Consider the following 16,708-nt stretch of genomic DNA (forward strand, 5'->3'; position numbering starts at 1 on the left):
ATTGCCACAGGACGTGGCGTTCTTAGACTGAGTTCCTCTATTTCAGTGGGTGTTTGGACACCCGCTGAAATAAGTTAATCAATTTCTAAGTGACGTACTGTATCTGTAATCGTCGAGATGACTGTATGCTCAACCATCGTATTTGCTTGGCGAATTGCACTGTATATTGCTTTGGCATTGGATGAGCCGTGCGCCTTAATGACAGGTGCTTGCAAACCAAACAAGCCTGCACCACCGTATTCTGTGTAATCCATTTTATTTTTTAGGTCACGTAAATTATTTTTCATAAGTGCTGCCGAAATTTTCGTTTTTGTTGAAGACATAAACGCTTCTTTTAGCATTGAAAATAACGCGCCAGCAGTACCTTCGATCGATTTCAGCACCATATTACCTGTAAAGCCATCTGTTACAACAACATCCGCTACCCCTTCAAGTAAATCTCGAGCTTCAACATTACCAATAAAATTTAAATCAGCTTCTTTTAATAAGCCAAAAGCTGCCTTCGTTAATTCATTCCCTTTTTTATCTTCAGTACCGATATTCAATAAGCCGATACGTGGCTTTTGTAAGCCACCTACCTTTTTCGCATAAATATCGCCCATAATCGCATATTGCAATAAATGCTCAGGTCGTGCGTCCGCATTTGCCCCTAAATCGAGCATTAAAAAGCCCTTACCATCTAAAGTAGGAAGTGTAGTGGCTAGAGCAGGTCTAGCAATCCCTTCAATACGTCCTACTTTAAATAAGCCTCCTGCCATTAAAGCACCTGTATTACCCGCTGAAAGACAAGCATCCGCCTTTCCTTCTTCAACCGCATCCATCATGCGTGCCATGGATGAATCCTTTTTACGACGAACAGCACGTGCTGGATCGTCTGTTCCTTCGACAACTTCATCACACTGTACTACAGTTAATCGATCATGTATTTTTAAAAATGGTTCAAGCTTTTGCTGCTGACCATATAATTGAATTTCTAAATCTGGAATTTGTTCTAATGCTAATAACGCACCTTCAACAACTGATTTTGGTGCGTTGTCTCCACCCATTCCATCAAGCGCTAATTTCATTGTTGTTCACCTTTACCTTTCGTGCGGTACATATCAAATTCACCAACAAAAACTGTTTCACCGTTAACAGTGGACGTTAACTCTACTTTTGTACGATGATTTTTTTCATCACGTCCGATAACGATCGCTTTTGTAATAACACGATCTCCAGCTCTAACAGGTTTCACAAAGGTAATGTTAGAATGTACTGTTAATGCTAGTTCGTCGTCAATTACTGCTACCGCTAATGAGTTTGCCTGTGCAAACAAATGATGTCCACGTGCGATGCCATTGCGCTGAAAAACATGTTCTTCTTTTACGTCAAAAATAGATAATGCACGATTATCCAATTCAATATCAATTATTTCTCCGATCACTTCATCAATCGGTAGTGATTTAACTTCATTTTCATAGGTTTTCGAAGCAACATCTTTAATTCGTTCTCGTAATTCCGGAATAGATAATTCCATACGATCTAAACGAATTGTTTGGACACTAACCTGAAACTGTGTTGCTAGCTGTTCATCTGTGACGAATGGATTATCAGCTATCGTTTCGGATAATTGTCGCTGTCGCTCTTTTTTCGTTCGTCTCAACATCATTCGCCACCTTTTTAGTTGTTATTAGCACTTGGTACTAATATCAGTATATAGAGTATAAAAAAAGAATGCAAGACTTGTTTTTAAAACAAGCGCTCACATTCCTAATTGAACATCAAAGATTCAGTTAATCGAAGCGGTCCCCTTGTAAAACACCTGAATTTTCAAGCATTTCACGCAAATATTTGTACTCATCATCATGCCAAAAAGCATCCGTCTCAAGCATATCCGTTGCATCTTTTCTCGCAGTTTCTAGTATGCGATAATCGTGCACTAAATCCGCTACTTTAAAATCAGGCAAACCACTTTGTTTACGCCCAAAGAAATCACCTGGACCACGTAATTCCAAATCCTTTTCAGCTAGGCGGAAGCCGTCATTCGTTTCCGTCATCGACTGCATTCGCTCTTTACCTTCATCGGATTTTGGATCTGCTAGTAACACACAATATGACTGATGTTCACCACGCCCAACACGCCCACGCAGCTGATGCAACTGTGCTAAGCCGAAGCGTTCAGCGTCATAAATAATCATAAAAGTTGCATTCGGTACGTTAACTCCTACCTCGACAACAGTTGTAGACACGAGCACATGAATAGTTCCCTCACTAAAGGCTCGCATGACAGCGTCTTTTTCATCCGCTGATAGGCGACCATGCATTAATCCGACATTGTAACGCCCATTAAAATATGTTGCAAGTTGCTCATAGATTTCTACAGCATTTTGTACATCCAGCTTGTCTGATTCCTCGATTAGTGGACAAATAGCATAAGCCTGTCTACCTGCAGCAAGCTCTAATTCTAGCTTTGACATAACAGAGCCAAATTGCTCTTTTTTCATCCAATGCGTTTCAATTTGCTTACGCCCCGCTGGCATTTCATCAATCATTGAAACATCCATTTCTCCAAATGCTGTAATCGCGAGTGTACGCGGGATTGGTGTCGCCGTCATAAAGAGTACATCTGGATTTTCCCCTTTATCACGCAATATTCTACGCTGCTCTACACCAAAACGATGCTGTTCATCTGTTATAACAAAACCAAGTTTGTAAAAAACAACATCAGGCTGAATTAGCGCATGTGTACCAATTAAAATATCTATGTCTCCGTTTGCCAGTTCTTCTAAAAGTAAACGACGCTCCTTTGCTTTCGTCGATCCTGATAGTAAAGCTACACGTACGCCAAACGGCTCAAACCATTCCTTTAAATTTTCAGCATGCTGCTCAGCTAAAATTTCCGTTGGCGCCATTAACGCCCCTTGAAAACCAGCAGTTACAGCAGCATATAAACATATTGCCGCAACAACTGTTTTCCCCGACCCTACATCACCTTGAAGTAAGCGGTTCATACGATGTGGCTCTTTCAAATCTTTACAAATTTCATTGACAACGCGTTTTTGCGCACCTGTTAATTCATAGGGTAATGACGCGATAAAAGCACGTAACTTTTGCAAATCAAACTGTATAACTGTACCGCGCTCACTATCTTTCCTAATTTTACGTAACGCTTGAATACGTACTTGAAAGTTTAGTAACTCTTCATAGGCAAAACGTCTTCTAGCCTGTTTCGCATGCCCAGCATCAACAGGGAAATGAATTCCCTCAAGCCCTTCACGCATTGTAGCAAGCTTATAATCGGCTTGTAAATGCTGCGGAACAGCATCCGGTATCTCTGCACCAAACTCATCTAACGCTTGTCGCATATATTTACGAAAACGCTTTTGTGGAATCAAACCTTTTAGACTATAAACAGGTTCAAAGTCAACTTGATCTGTCTTAGGGCCAAACGTTACAGACGTTCCATTGATTACTTGTCTGCCACGGTCCCATTTTCCCGTAACGGTTATAATAGCTCCCGGTACAAGCTTTTGCTTCAAATAGCCTTGATTAAAAAAAACAACCTTAACTAAATGTCGACCTGCCAGCACCGTGACTTGTAATCGTGATTTATTGCGACCTAAAAACAGTACTGTCGGTTCACGTTCAACTTTACACTCAACTGTGACACGTTCATTATGTGGTGTTTGTGCTAAATCCTTTAAACGAAAATCCTCATGTCGATGCGGAAATGTCCATAACAAATCCGCAATCGTCTCGATGCCCAATGCCTCTAAATGCCCTGCTGTTTCTTTCCCGATTCCCTTTAATTCAGTAACGGGATTCGTTAGATCAGTCACCTTGCACGACAGCTCCTCCAAAGTTTTTCACCACAAGTACTTTACCTATAGTCATTCGTATAACCATACTATTTTTCAGCATATGAGTTTTCCCCTTTCTTACGATTACTCTTAGCTTTCATAATAATGTTGTTTGCATTTAACACTTTTGAATAAAACATACTAAGCATTTTATATATTCAATATCATTATATAACTTTTCATTTTCAGTAAGATAGCAATTCAGTTGATTAATAGTTAATTATATCGCATGAATAATCACTTTTTCATCCCAATACATTTTCTTGGTGATACTCCATATTCTTGACTCATCACCATAAAGCGTGGTTGATTTCCGTTCCGGCTGGGCGCTTTCCTGGGGGCGTCCGATGAGCCGCTTCGCTTCGCTGCAGGGTCTCATCTGTGACGCTAATCCCCAAGGAGTCGCCCAGCCTCCACTCCAATCAACTTATATACACGGCGTTCGTTTTAACTTCTATCAGTGAATGTTTATTGTATCGAAAGCATAGTGACAGGTACAAATCTTTTATGTAATGTAAGTGAAACGGCAGTTACAAAAGTCTCCTACCTCTATAAGTGGTGAGATGAATGCGGGTAAGTTACTTTTTAGAAAGTGTCCAAATTTTAATGCAACATCAATTAAAAAATGACCCAATTTCAATTATGAAGAGGGTTATTAATTGTTGTAAATCGCAAACTAGAACAAATGAACATTGTTGGCAAAACTCTCTTTGTCAAAACTACCCTCCCGAACTATTTCACCATTATGCCTTACATTTTCACCTACACCATGTAGAACCTCAAAAAAACACGCCTTCCACTTAGGAAAAGCGTGTTGAATATTTTTATTTTTGAAGTGACTTGATACTTTCTAAATTGCCATTATCAAAAATGGCTCTGCTAATAGCTTTGCCTGTTGGTGTTGCAGCAAGTCCTCCACGTGCAGTTTCTTTTAAATTCGGACTCATAGATTGTCCAATTCGGTACATCGCACCAATCACTTCGTCACACGGGATGCGACTTGTGACCCCTGCAAGTGCCATATCCGCTGCCACAAGGGAATTTGCCGCTCCCATAGCATTTCGCTTAACACAAGGAACCTCTACTAATCCCGCTACCGGGTCACAAACAAGCCCTAGCATATTTTTCAATGTAATAGCAAATGCTTCTGAACATTGCTGAGGCGTACCACCAGCCATCTCTACAATCGCAGCCGCTGCCATACCAGCAGCTGAGCCAACCTCTGCTTGACAGCCTCCAGCGGCACCTGAAATCGAAGCATTATTAGCAACAACGAAGCCGAAAGCACCCGATGTGAATAAATAACGAATCATTTGCTCACGCGTCGGATTTAGCTTGTTCTTTACCGCGAACAATGTCCCTGGTACAACCCCAGCAGAACCCGCAGTTGGAGTAGCACAAATTGTACCCATAGCTGCATTAACTTCGTTTGTTGCAACAGCCTTACTCACCGCGTCTAGTAATAAATCCCCCGACAGTGATTTGCCTTGCGCAATATAATTTTGAAGCAATACTGCGTCACCGCCCGTTAAGCCTGTTACAGATTTTACACCCTTCAAGCCTCTTTCAACAGCTTCTTCCATCACCGTTAAATTATTGTCCATTTGCTGTATAATTTCATCTCTTGAGCGTCCAGTTATTAACATTTCTTGCTCAATCATAATTTCAGAAATTAGCTTTCCTTCTTGCTCCGCTCGTTCAACTAGTTCACGAACATTATGAAACAATACGTCCATATTGGGGCACCTCCTTAGTTATTAATTTTAGAAACCTTCGAAATATGTGGTATTAAAGAAATTTGTTGTAATATTTTATCCTCAATGTTTTGGTCGACTTCTATCACCATAAGGGCCGTTAAACCACGTTCTATACGTGAAACCTCCATATGTCCAATGTTGACTGTATGCATCGCTAAACAATTTGCCACATTGGCAATACAGCCAGCACGATCATCATGAACAACAAGGATTGCTGGCATACCACCTGTTAGACGTAGTTTGAAGCCATTAACCTCACTCACTTCAATTTTACCGCCACCGATAGAAATACCAACAACGGACATCTCTCCTTCATCATCGCCAATTACAAGGCGAGCTGTATTCGGATGCTCCATATTTGCTGTTTCTGGGATAAACTCATAATCTAACCCTGCCTTTTCTGCATCGGCAAAAGCTGTTTTGATCCGCTCATCGAATGTATCGTAATTTAATAGGCCCCCTACCAAAGCTACATCTGTTCCATGTCCTTTATACGTTTCAGCAAACGAACCATATAAGTGGATTTTCGCCCATTTTGGTTGTCTTCCAAATAAATCTCTGGCAACGCGTCCAATTCGTGCGGCACCTGCTGTATGAGAAGAAGAAGGCCCAATCATCACTGGTCCAATAATATCAAATACTGAAGTAAACTTCATAATAACATCCCTCTATTCTATCCTTATAATAATATCGATTTTTTATTTATATCATGCTTGATAGTTACTATAAAAGTAAAGCACTTCTTTATCAACTTTCAGAAAATTTACACGACTATAATTTACACAACGGAAATATAGATTAACTTTTGTCTACTCCGTATACACAATAATTTCAAAATGCTGATATTCCAGTATTTCCAAGTTCAGTGTCTACTGGATGCATACATCAAATCATTTATTTTTAGCTAATTTAGCTCGTTTATTATCCCCTATTCTCCTTGTACCATAAACAAAAGCAGTACACGGCTTGTGCACTGCTTTGTCTACTTATGCGCAAAGTAGAGTGAATTATTCTACTGAAATAATATATGGATATAATCCTTGTTTACCATTAAATAACTCTACTTCAACCTCTGGATAATTCTCTTCAATGAATTTCACTAATTCTGAGGCATTTTCTTCGGTTGTATCCTCACCATAGATGACTGTTACAATTTCTGCATCTTCATCCACCAAATCAGTAATCACCTTCTCAGCAGCATCTTTTAATGCTGGAGTAGATAATACAATTTTCCCTTCTGCAAGAGCCATGAAATCATCCTTATGAATTTCCACACCATCAATAGATGTATCTCGAACTGCATAAGTTACTTGGCCAGTTTTAACATTTGCGAAGGCTTCTGTCATTGTTGCTTGGTTCATTTCAACTGCCGCTTCTGGATTAAACGATAAAATTGCTGCCATACCTTGAGGGATTGTTTTCGTTGGAACTACAGCCGCTTCTATATCTAAAAGCTCTACTGCTTGTTCTGCTGCCATCACGATATTTTTGTTATTTGGTAAAATCAATACTTTTTCAGCACCAATTTCTTGTACTGCCTTCACAATATCTTCAGTTGAAGGGTTCATTGTTTGACCGCCTTCAATAACATAAGAGGCACCAATTGAACGAAGTAATTCAGCAACTCCCTCGCCCATTGCAATCGTTACAATTGCATATGGGTGCTTTTCTGCTTTTTTAGCTGAAGAAGGAGCTTTATGATCCTCACCAACAATGGCAGAATGCTGTTCACGCATATTATCGACTTTAATTTTAATAAGACTACCATATTTTTGACCCATTGCTAAAACAGCGCCTGGTTGTTCAGAATGAATATGCACTTTTGCAATTTCTTCATCTGAAATAACGAGTAAAGAATCACCTAGAGGATTTAATTCATTGCGGAATTGTTCTTCGCTAAATGGCTCTTTTCCTTCTTCAAAACGTACCATGATTTCTGTACAATAACCAAATTCAATATCCACAGTATTCATGAAATCTTGTGCTCTATGATGTTCTGCATTAATTAAATCATCTAAAGTTGCTTCATTTTTCACCGGTAATGGCTCGCCCTTTAAAGATGCTAAAAATCCTTCATACACAAATAGAAGACCCTGACCGCCACTATCTACAACACCGACTTCTTTTAGAACAGGAAGAAGTTCAGGCGTACGTTGCAACGAAGCCTGTGCTTCAGCAGTAAATGCTTCCATCACTGCAATGATATCGGTTTCAGTTTCTGCCACTTCTACACCTTTTTTCGCCGCTTCACGTGCAACCGTTAAAATCGTTCCTTCAACTGGCTTCATTACTGCTTTATAAGCAGTTTCTACGCCTGCTTGGAAGGCACCGGCAAAGCCCATGGCATCAATTGTCGCTTCTTTTTCGATCGATTTACCAAAGCCACGGAATAACTGCGATAAAATAACGCCTGAATTTCCGCGTGCTCCCATAAGTAAACCTTTTGATAAAGCTTGAGCTGTTTTGCCGATATGTTCTGACGCATACTGCTCCGTTTCCTTTGCCCCAGATGTCATCGATAAGTTCATATTCGTTCCTGTATCACCATCTGGTACTGGAAATACATTTAATGAATCAACATAATTTGCATTTTGGAATAGGTGATGAGCACCCATTTGCACCATTTCTGCAAACTTTATTCCGTCTAAAGACTGCATTAGAATTAGTTCCTCCTCTTAATCATTCGCTACACGAACGCCCTGCACAAAGATATTGACAGATTTCACGCTCATACCTAATGTTTTATCCACTGTATATTTCACTTTCGATTGTACTTGATAAGCAACTTCCGAAATTTTTGTCCCGTAACTAACAATAATGTACATATCAATATGTAAATCGTCGTTCTGTTTTCGAATAACAACACCTTTTGCAAAATTTTCTTTACGTAAAATATCAGTTAGACCATCACGAATTTGATGTTTAGATGCCATGCCAACAATACCGTAGCATTCTACAGCAGCGCCACCAGCTATTTGTGCAAGTACATCTGTTGAAATATCAATTTGGCCGAATTCATTGTTTAATTCAATTGACATAGAAATGCCCCCTTGGCTCTTTTTGACTAAATGATATTGTAACACTTTCGTTATGCATTAAGCAACCTTAGAAGGCATGAAAGCGCATTGTATCAACGTTTTACTGACATTAAAAAGGTAAACATACATCTTCATCGAAATTTCCACTTTTGCAGTAAAAGTTATTACGACCGTTTTGTTTTGCTGTGTATAGTGCTTGATCAGCTAATTCACAGCATATTTTCAGTTGCTCGCTATTTGAAATTTTGGCATGACACATCCCGATGCTGACTGTTACAATATCAGCTACTTCCGAACGTTCATGACGAATATTTAAGTTGCGTACTTCCTCTAGAATTTCCTCACAAACATGCTCTGAAAACTTTGCGGCATGCTGACTAACGATTACAAACTCTTCGCCTCCCCACCGCGCTGCAAATGCATTATACTTTTCTGCAATTTCATCTAATAGAGCAGCCACCTTTATCAATGCTTCGTCACCCTGTAAATGACCGTAATAATCATTTAAATTTTTAAAGAAATCAATATCAATCATCATGACCGATAAAGATGTTGGTTTACTAAGTTGTTGCCCTATTTGTGTCAATTTATTATTAAAGGCTCGTCGATTAGGCAAATTTGTCAACGTGTCCCGAAGCACTTGTTCTGATAGTTCATTATTTTTCTCAGCTAATAATTTTGACAAATTGTTAGATTTTTTCATTTCTTCTTGTAATAAAATATGTTGCTTCGTAATTTTACTTTGAACTTTATAAGTATGACGCTGAATCATTAGCCCTATGGGAATAATAAGAGACATCGGTAAAAATATTTTAATGCTTTCACCTGATATTCCAACACTCAAATAAGCACTTATTAAAATTGGCGACACTGTTATTAACATAATCCAAAAAATTTTCAGGAAAGGGATAGCAAAAACAGTGCAAATCAATAAAAACAGCACCTCATAAAGAGCAGTATGTTTAAAGAAATAAACGTCCATTACGGTTATGACAGAAATTAATAACAATATTGTATAGATGTAAGCAAGTAAGATCGTTTCGTATTTTCGTAAATTAAGGGATGTAACCTTAAGTTTCTTTTCTTTCACAAATAATAACACCGCTAGATCTAGATAAAACAATATAGTGTGGATGGCTATATAAGCTGGCACCATCGCTCTTTCTGTTTTCACAAAGAAGACCTCGCCATAATGAATAATTGTAATAATGGCTGATATATACATCAATATCCATGCTACTGTTCGCATGCGTTTTAAGTTAAATTGAATCATTTCTTTTTGTATAGAGAGAGCTAGCTCTTCTTGATTTCCCATAACTTCTTCCGCCCCTAATAAACAATCTTGCAATAATTTGTCCTTTATTTATCGTCTAAATAATGAAAAATACAAGTAGTCTTTGCAAAATCGTTGAAAATTGAACAAGATTAGCTCGACCTTTAAAAAAGCTCAAAAAACCTACCATATTGCTAGGCAGGTTTCATGTAGTCAAAAACAAAACTTTATAGCAGGCATTTCACTTCGCTGCATAAAATATTCTCAAAAAAAATAAAAAAGCTGATGCTTTATTTCAAAAATCAACTTCCATGTTTTTTGTAAAACTATTGTTTCAATGAAATGAAAATGTTATGTAAAAAAATGATTCTTCGGCAAAGCAAGGGGTTGATTTTCGTTCCGGCTGGGCGTTTTCCGGGGGCGTCAGGGCAACAACTGGGTTTTGTCTGTGCGAAAGCGAAATGTAACGTAGCGGAAGCAATCAATGTTTTCTGCGAAAATGAAGTGTCATCGTACTGTTACGGCAGAAGTGGCTCGACGCTCACCATCAAGAAATAGAGTAGCACGGAGCGGAATTTTTCCTTACTGAACAACATTCTAGGCATCTATATATTCATAAAATGTTTAAAAAATATTAAAGTCATTAAAGATAATAAAGATTTTAAAGGTGGCGTAGAAATTTTATTTTCATACCCTCTTTCTGATTTCCTTATATAATAAAAGTATTGATAAATATTTCAATATTTATATACATAAGGAAATGGTGGTGTGCTAAGTTGTATTCTCATAAGCCAAAAAATTATGAGTGTCCATTTTGTCGGATTGTATCAGGGAAAGAAAAACAAAATAATGGTACAAAACAAAAAGACATTATTTATCAAAACAAACATGTAACAGCATTTATTGCGAGTAAATGGTGGCCGAACAATAAAGGACATGTTCTAGTTGTTCCGAACGAACATTTTGAAAATATATATGAACTTCCAGCAGAAATGGCTACTGAAATCCATCGTGTTGCTCAATTAACAGCATTTGCAATGAAAAATACATACGGTTGTGATGGGATTTCTACTCGGCAGCATAATGAACCTGCGGGAAATCAAGATGTGTGGCATTATCATCTTCATGTATATCCAAGATATGAAGGTGACAATCTTTACATGACGAAAGGTTACTACACAGATCCTGACGAACGACCTTTCTACGCTGAAAAGTTACGTTCATGGATACACCAAAATATTTAGGTCATTTAGTTTTAATTCAAACAAAGGGATTGGGTATGCTTTTCGTCTTCAAAAAAATATATAAATTTTTTATTCATAGAAGTTCAAAATAAACATAAAGACCACTTAAGTACCCATCTATCCATTATGCTGATAGGTGGGTACTTTAATTCAACGAGCCTAATTAAAAAACTATTTTATTTTTATATATTACATACAAATCGGGCGTGCAGTTAGTGCGGGTTAAAATCGAGCTACTATATACCAGGAATTGTAACACCTAGAAATCAACAACCATTATTTAACAAGTACTTTTTGTCTGTAAAGGTTTTTTTCTTGAAAGGTTATGTGAAAACTATTGCACTGAACGTCATCGTATGTTAAATTATTATGGTATGTGAAATACCGAACTGAAATAATAATCTTTCAGCATTAACAGTAAGGAGGGAATACAACATGCCAAAACAATGTGTAATCACTGGGCGTAAAGCTCGTACTGGTAACAACCGTTCCCACGCTATGAACGCTAGCAAACGTTCTTGGGGTGCTAACCTTCAAAAAGTTCGTATCTTAGTAGACGGTAAACCAAAACGTGTATGGGTTTCTACTCGTGCATTAAAATCAGGTAAAATCGAGCGCGTTTAATCGTCGCTTCCAAAAAATCGATTTTCGCATTTGGCGCAAAATCGATTTTTTTCTGTCTCAATAACTAGGCAAACTACCAACCGCCTTTGTGAATATTTATATAATAAAATGACTATGCCGCTAGAAATTACTTCTCATAGTAATTCCTAGCGGCTTTCATTACATATAGCAGCAACAATCTGCAGAAATTAACAATCTTCATCTTTTATCAATTTTATGCATGTCAAAAATGAACGGTATAGCTACTCACCTTATTTGAACAGAGTAACTACTAACAGTGATGTGATTGTCCATTTGTTGTTGCTGTCGCATGCTATGTGAAGTTGTTGATTGGAGTGGAGACTGGGCGACTCCTTGGGGATCAGCAATAGAGGAACGAAGGCTAAAACCATCACGTCCTGTGATAACACCTTCGTGACCAACCTCGTGTTGGCCCGAGACCCTGGAGCGAGCAACGCGAGTGAAGCGGCTCATCGGACGCCCCCAGGAAAGCGCCCAGTCGGAACGGAAATCAACCCCTCGCTTTGCTGAAGCACCATTTTTTTTACATGCTACATTAATTTCGCAGATACATTTATTTCCCAAAAAGTAAAAATCCGACTAGTGTTAGTCGGATTTTTTTACTTTCTTTTCTTTTTTAAAAATGTTGATACATGTACGCGTAATACTACTTACAAATTTCGGCAGCTGGAACGTATATACTTTCAGGACTCTCTCCCCCTTACGCTAATCTATGCTTCTTATCATTAAACATATGCCTTGCGAGAAAGATATAGACCCTGAATTCCCTATTATTTCATTACTTGTAAAGCGAGATGTACCAAGAGAGATTTCTTCATTTGTTGTTTCATATTTTACATGCCTTAATGTCACATCTTTAATCGGCTCTTCATGTGCAAAGAAAGATAAATAACGGTATTGTTCGTCTGCTTCAATGAAGTGCTTGCCCGGCATTAAAAATTGCAACATATTTGCATGATTAATAATCTTCAATACTACCTGCGGATGCTCTTTTTGTAACCGATAAATCGAACGAACCGCTGCCTCATAATGATCTAAACGACCACCTGTAACACCTGTAAGTACAATTTCTTGCGGTGTATAGGTCAAAGCTTTTAATAACGCTAAGTCCGTATCCGTTTCATCTTTTTCTTCCTGGAATCGTTGTCTATCATTTGTATGTGCCATCACCAGCTTGTATTCCTCTTGCGATAGTGAGTCAAAATCTCCTACTGTGGCATGCGGTGTGATTCCTTGCTCGATTAAATATAGCGCTCCTCGGTCTGCTCCGATAAATAACACATCACTTTGTTCTTTATACGGGCTAAATGAACAGAGTTCCGCTCTTGGCCCACCTGCACAAACAACGACTACTGTCATCCTTGAATCGCAGCCTCACCAGCAGCTAAAATTTCCTGTAGGGCCGCGGTACGATCTTCTTTACTATAAATAGCGGAACCAGCTACAAAAATTGTTGCTCCTGCTTTGGCACAAGGAATAATAGTCTCTGCATTAATACCACCGTCAATCTCTATAGCAATATCGAGATTACGTTCTTTAATAATAGCTGCTAATGCTTCAATTTTTGGCACAACAGAATGAATGAATTTTTGCCCACCAAACCCTGGATTCACTGTCATGAACAACACCATATCAATATCTTCTAAAATGTGTTGAATAGATTCTATTGGTGTATGTGGATTTAATACAACACCAGGTTTGACTCCATACGAGCGAATTAATTGAATTGTACGGTGTAAATGGCGGCAAGCTTCTACATGCACCGTAATATAGTCTGCTCCTGCATTGGCGAATTGTTCAATATATTGATCAGGATTTTCGATCATCAAATGAACGTCTAATGGTAAATCAGTTAAAGGACGAATGGCGTCTAATACAATAGAGCCAAAAGAAATATTTGGCACAAAATGACCATCCATAACATCGATATGAATAAGCTGTGCCCCTGCCTTTTCTACTTCTTTAACTTCCTCTCCTAATTTAGCAAAGTTCGCTGCTAAAATTGATGGTGCTATTTGTATCATCATTAATACCTCGGCTTTCGATCCATAATTTCTTGCATAAATTGTTTGTAGTGTTTATAACGATAGTCACGAATTTCTCCCGCCTCAACAGCTACCTTTACTGCACATTTTGGCTCCTTTAAGTGTAAACAGCCTCTAAATTTACAATCATCTGCCATACGGGCCATTTCAGGGAAGCATGCGCCTAATTCTTCTTTTTCTATTTCATCAAAATCAAACGAACTAAATCCTGGAGTATCTGCTAATAAGCCGTCACATACCTCGATTAATTCGACATGGCGAGTCGTATGTTTTCCTCGCCCTAAGCTTTGTGAAATAATTCCGGTTTTCAAATTTAAATCTGGAATCAATGTATTAAGTAGTGTAGATTTCCCAACTCCAGATTGCCCTGCTAACACGGAACTTTTTCCCTTTAAAATAGGTTGTAGACGATCAACTAATTCTTCCTCACCTTTATAGGTTTGTAGCACTGTATAATCCATGCTTTCATAATCTGCTATATAGCTTTGCAATTCCTCGCGTTCATGATCTTCTAGCAAATCCATCTTTGTTAAACAAATAATCGGATGAACATGAAATGACTCTAAAACAACTAAGAAACGATCCAGTAAAATTGTATTAAAATTAGGTTCCTTTACAGAAAACACCAAAATCCCTTGATCAATATTGGCAATTGGAGGACGTACTAATTCATTTTGGCGTTCCATAATTTTTTGAATAGTACCGTCTGATCCCTCTGTTTCCAGAGTGTATTCTACATTGTCGCCAACGAGTGGGGATTCCCCGCGATTGCGAAAAACCCCACGTCCTCGACATTGTATTAGTTGTTCTCCATCATATACATAGTAATAACCGCTTAATGCTTTACGTATTTGGCCTTGCGCCATCCAATTCCCCCTTATTTAACATCATCAATTATTGAAACTTTCTTCAGAAATAATTTGCGAGTCACGTATAATTCTATATGAGCCTACTTTGCCCTCTTCAATGACAAGCTGTATTTTATACGGTTTATTAGCCGTAATAGTAAATTCATCGGCAGCTGTTGACATTGTATGGTCTTTATCTTCAATTTCAATACGAATAGATTGCTCCATACCTTCCTCTGTTGGTTCATATGGTATTTCCACATGCACAGTTTTCACCATAGTTTTTACAGGTTTTTCGGCAGGGCCTTTACTTATAACAACAGCTATTGTAGAGCCTGGTTCAACTTCAGTCCCAGCTCTTGTCAATTGGGAAATAACACTTCCGGCAGCTATTGTATTATGATAGTCTTCACGGGCAATACTCCATTTTAAGCCTTTACTTCTTACATAGTCATCCATTTCAGCCTTCGTGTAATTCACAACATTACCTATGGTAACCATTTGTATACCTGCGCTTACTTTAAATTTCATCTTTGTATCTTTAGCGATTACCTCTTCTTGAGGTTTAGGCTCTTGATCAATAATTGTTCCTTCTCGCTCTGTTGAATGCACCCAACTTATATCCGGGTCTAAAAATTTACCACCCTTTAACATTGATTGAACTTGGCTGATTTGCTGTCCTCTATAATCTTCCACTTTCGTCGTTTCTACTCCAAGACTGACGGTTAAGTCTATTTCCGTACCTTTTACACGCTCTGTACCCTCCGCAGGGTCTGTTTCAATAACTTTACCCTTTTCAACGTCCTCATCATAACGCTCCTGAGGTTCTTTACCAACAGTAAAACCTTCAGCCACTAATTTCTTCGTAGCTTCCTCAACTGTCAAATTAGCCACACTAGGTACAGGCGTCTTTTTAGGAATAAATAGATCTGTGCCAAAATAAAGGGATAGGAAGATGGCGATAGCCGCTATTATTAGTCCAGCAACATATATTGGCCATTTTATCTTTTTCTTTACAGGTGCTGTCTTTTCCACAGGCTTCTTAGCCTCGGGTTTCGGCTTTGCTTGTGTAATTGGTTCGATTACTCTGGTCTTCGTTAAATCTTCGTCTTTACGTATAATTGGCTCTTTTATAATCGGGATAGCCTTTGTCACATCATTATCTTCCGGTATGACAAACTTTGGTTCATTGATTCGATTTGGCGATAAAATTGTTTCTAAATCTGCCTGCATTTCTTCTACAGTTGAATAACGATGAGAAGCATCTTTCGCTGTAGCTTTTAGCACAACATTTTCAACGCTTTGAGGTATTGTAGCATCGAATGCACGAACGGACGGTGTCTCGGATTGTAAATGTTTAAGCGCGATTGAAACAGCTGACTCGCCTGAAAACGGCAATTCCCCTGTTAATAATTCATATAAAACAATGCCAAGTGCATAAATATCAGATTTGTTTGTTGCCGTACCACCACGAGCCTGCTCTGGTGATAAATAATGCACCGTTCCTAGTACGGAGTTCGTTTGTGTAAATGACGTTGCACTAAGCGTCATCGCTATGCCAAAATCAGTTATTTTCACATTTCCTTCAGCGTCCATTAAAATATTTTGAGGTTTAATGTCACGATGGATAATATGATTTTCATGAGCATTGGCAATTGCTGATGTTAACTGCTTCATAATATGCACACTTCTAGCAGGAGAAATTGGTGCAAATTCCTGTATGTACTGCTTTAATGTTTTTCCTTGGACATACTCCATCACAATATAATGTAGATCACCATCATCACCTACATCATAAACACTAACGATATTTGGATGTGTAAGGCTTGTAGCAGAAAGTGCTTCACGTTGAAAACGGCGATGCAATTCATCCTCATTGGTAAAATCATAGCGTAATATTTTGATCGCTACATCACGGTTTAAAATCATGTCATGTGCTAAATAAACATTGGACATACCACCGCCACCAATTAGCCCTATAATTTTATAGCGATCACTAATTCGTTTACCTACAAGCAT

Annotated in this window: 16 protein-coding genes; 2 read left to right on the plus strand and 14 right to left on the minus strand. The window is 38.4% G+C overall.

The window, feature by feature from the left end; translation table 11 throughout:
• Positions 1 to 74: 74 nt before the first annotated feature.
• The 8 genes from plsX to ABH966_RS01470 form a co-directional block, all read right to left on the minus strand.
• Complete coding sequence (gene plsX / locus ABH966_RS01435; protein WP_370075257.1) at positions 75 to 1,067, minus strand: phosphate acyltransferase PlsX; 993 nt, start codon at positions 1,065 to 1,067, stop codon at positions 75 to 77.
• Positions 1,064 to 1,642, minus strand: a complete 579-nt coding sequence (fapR, locus tag ABH966_RS01440) for a transcription factor FapR (RefSeq protein ID WP_132357884.1) — start codon at positions 1,640 to 1,642, stop codon at positions 1,064 to 1,066. The genes plsX and fapR overlap by 4 nt, the downstream gene beginning before the upstream one ends.
• 130 nt (positions 1,643 to 1,772) lie before the next feature.
• Positions 1,773 to 3,818 (minus strand): ATP-dependent DNA helicase RecG, encoded by a 2,046-nt coding sequence (recG, locus tag ABH966_RS01445; protein WP_370075258.1) that lies wholly within the window; start codon positions 3,816 to 3,818, stop codon positions 1,773 to 1,775.
• 845 nt (positions 3,819 to 4,663) lie between these two features.
• On the minus strand, positions 4,664 to 5,575 hold the full coding sequence (sdaAA, locus tag ABH966_RS01450) for an L-serine ammonia-lyase, iron-sulfur-dependent, subunit alpha (protein WP_370075259.1): 912 nt from the start codon (positions 5,573 to 5,575) through the stop codon (positions 4,664 to 4,666).
• Positions 5,576 to 5,589: 14 nt separating this feature from the next.
• Complete coding sequence (gene sdaAB / locus ABH966_RS01455; RefSeq protein WP_370075260.1) at positions 5,590 to 6,252, minus strand: L-serine ammonia-lyase, iron-sulfur-dependent subunit beta; 663 nt, start codon at positions 6,250 to 6,252, stop codon at positions 5,590 to 5,592.
• Positions 6,253 to 6,603: 351 nt separating this feature from the next.
• Entirely contained in the window at positions 6,604 to 8,253 is a 1,650-nt protein-coding gene (locus ABH966_RS01460) for a DAK2 domain-containing protein (RefSeq protein ID WP_370075261.1), read from the minus strand.
• An 18-nt stretch (positions 8,254 to 8,271) separates the two neighbouring features.
• Entirely contained in the window at positions 8,272 to 8,634 is a 363-nt protein-coding gene (locus tag ABH966_RS01465) for an Asp23/Gls24 family envelope stress response protein (RefSeq protein WP_132357473.1), read from the minus strand.
• A gap of 109 nt (positions 8,635 to 8,743) precedes the next feature.
• Positions 8,744 to 9,949, minus strand: coding sequence for a GGDEF domain-containing protein (locus tag ABH966_RS01470; RefSeq protein WP_370075262.1), 1,206 nt, complete (start codon positions 9,947 to 9,949; stop codon positions 8,744 to 8,746).
• Between the two features lie 734 nt (positions 9,950 to 10,683).
• Here ABH966_RS01470 and ABH966_RS01475 point away from each other — a divergent pair.
• Together ABH966_RS01475 and rpmB are read left to right on the plus strand one after the other, a co-directional pair.
• A complete protein-coding gene (locus ABH966_RS01475; RefSeq protein ID WP_370075263.1) occupies positions 10,684 to 11,151 on the plus strand; it encodes an HIT family protein in 468 nt (155 codons plus the stop codon).
• 435 nt (positions 11,152 to 11,586) lie between these two features.
• A complete protein-coding gene (gene rpmB / locus ABH966_RS01480; RefSeq protein ID WP_370042904.1) occupies positions 11,587 to 11,775 on the plus strand; it encodes a 50S ribosomal protein L28 in 189 nt (62 codons plus the stop codon).
• A gap of 246 nt (positions 11,776 to 12,021) precedes the next feature.
• Here rpmB and ABH966_RS01485 read toward each other — a convergent pair whose 3' ends face one another.
• From ABH966_RS01485 to pknB, 6 genes are all read right to left on the minus strand, one after another.
• Entirely contained in the window at positions 12,022 to 12,249 is a 228-nt protein-coding gene (locus ABH966_RS01485) for a hypothetical protein (protein WP_370075264.1), read from the minus strand.
• 132 nt (positions 12,250 to 12,381) lie between these two features.
• Positions 12,382 to 12,483 carry a stage V sporulation protein SpoVM gene (gene spoVM, locus ABH966_RS01490; RefSeq protein WP_100544041.1) on the minus strand — a complete coding sequence of 34 codons (102 nt, stop codon included), beginning with the start codon at positions 12,481 to 12,483 and terminating at the stop codon, positions 12,382 to 12,384.
• Between the two features lie 18 nt (positions 12,484 to 12,501).
• Entirely contained in the window at positions 12,502 to 13,155 is a 654-nt protein-coding gene (locus ABH966_RS01495; RefSeq protein ID WP_370075265.1) for a thiamine diphosphokinase, read from the minus strand.
• Positions 13,152 to 13,820, minus strand: a complete 669-nt coding sequence (rpe, locus tag ABH966_RS01500) for a ribulose-phosphate 3-epimerase (protein ID WP_370075343.1) — start codon at positions 13,818 to 13,820, stop codon at positions 13,152 to 13,154. The genes ABH966_RS01495 and rpe overlap by 4 nt, the downstream gene beginning before the upstream one ends.
• A 2-nt stretch (positions 13,821 to 13,822) precedes the next feature.
• Positions 13,823 to 14,707, minus strand: a complete 885-nt coding sequence (gene rsgA / locus ABH966_RS01505; RefSeq protein ID WP_370075266.1) for a ribosome small subunit-dependent GTPase A — start codon at positions 14,705 to 14,707, stop codon at positions 13,823 to 13,825.
• A gap of 24 nt (positions 14,708 to 14,731) precedes the next feature.
• Entirely contained in the window at positions 14,732 to 16,708 is a 1,977-nt protein-coding gene (gene pknB / locus ABH966_RS01510; RefSeq protein ID WP_370075267.1) for a Stk1 family PASTA domain-containing Ser/Thr kinase, read from the minus strand.

It is taken from the genome of Lysinibacillus sp. RC46, assembly GCF_041262385.1.
Classification (GTDB): domain Bacteria; phylum Bacillota; class Bacilli; order Bacillales_A; family Planococcaceae; genus Lysinibacillus.

Excerpts from the sequence above, each read along its gene's own strand:
- sdaAB (WP_370075260.1), bottom strand. The coding sequence starts at position 6,252 with ATGAAGTTTACTTCAGTATTTGATATTATTGGACCAGTGATGATTGGG.
- sdaAA (WP_370075259.1), bottom strand. The coding sequence starts at position 5,575 with ATGGACGTATTGTTTCATAATGTTCGTGAACTAGTTGAACGAGCGGAG.
- ABH966_RS01495 (WP_370075265.1), bottom strand. The coding sequence starts at position 13,155 with ATGACAGTAGTCGTTGTTTGTGCAGGTGGGCCAAGAGCGGAACTCTGT.
- rpe (WP_370075343.1), bottom strand. The coding sequence starts at position 13,820 with ATGATACAAATAGCACCATCAATTTTAGCAGCGAACTTTGCTAAATTA.
- ABH966_RS01460 (WP_370075261.1), bottom strand. The coding sequence starts at position 8,253 with ATGCAGTCTTTAGACGGAATAAAGTTTGCAGAAATGGTGCAAATGGGT.
- rpmB (WP_370042904.1), top strand. The coding sequence starts at position 11,587 with ATGCCAAAACAATGTGTAATCACTGGGCGTAAAGCTCGTACTGGTAAC.
- ABH966_RS01465 (WP_132357473.1), bottom strand. The coding sequence starts at position 8,634 with ATGTCAATTGAATTAAACAATGAATTCGGCCAAATTGATATTTCAACA.
- pknB (WP_370075267.1), bottom strand. The coding sequence starts at position 16,708 with ATGCTTGTAGGTAAACGAATTAGTGATCGCTATAAAATTATAGGGCTA.
- rsgA (WP_370075266.1), bottom strand. The coding sequence starts at position 14,707 with ATGGCGCAAGGCCAAATACGTAAAGCATTAAGCGGTTATTACTATGTA.
- ABH966_RS01485 (WP_370075264.1), bottom strand. The coding sequence starts at position 12,249 with ATGAGCCGCTTCACTCGCGTTGCTCGCTCCAGGGTCTCGGGCCAACAC.
- ABH966_RS01470 (WP_370075262.1), bottom strand. The coding sequence starts at position 9,949 with ATGGGAAATCAAGAAGAGCTAGCTCTCTCTATACAAAAAGAAATGATT.
- plsX (WP_370075257.1), bottom strand. The coding sequence starts at position 1,067 with ATGAAATTAGCGCTTGATGGAATGGGTGGAGACAACGCACCAAAATCA.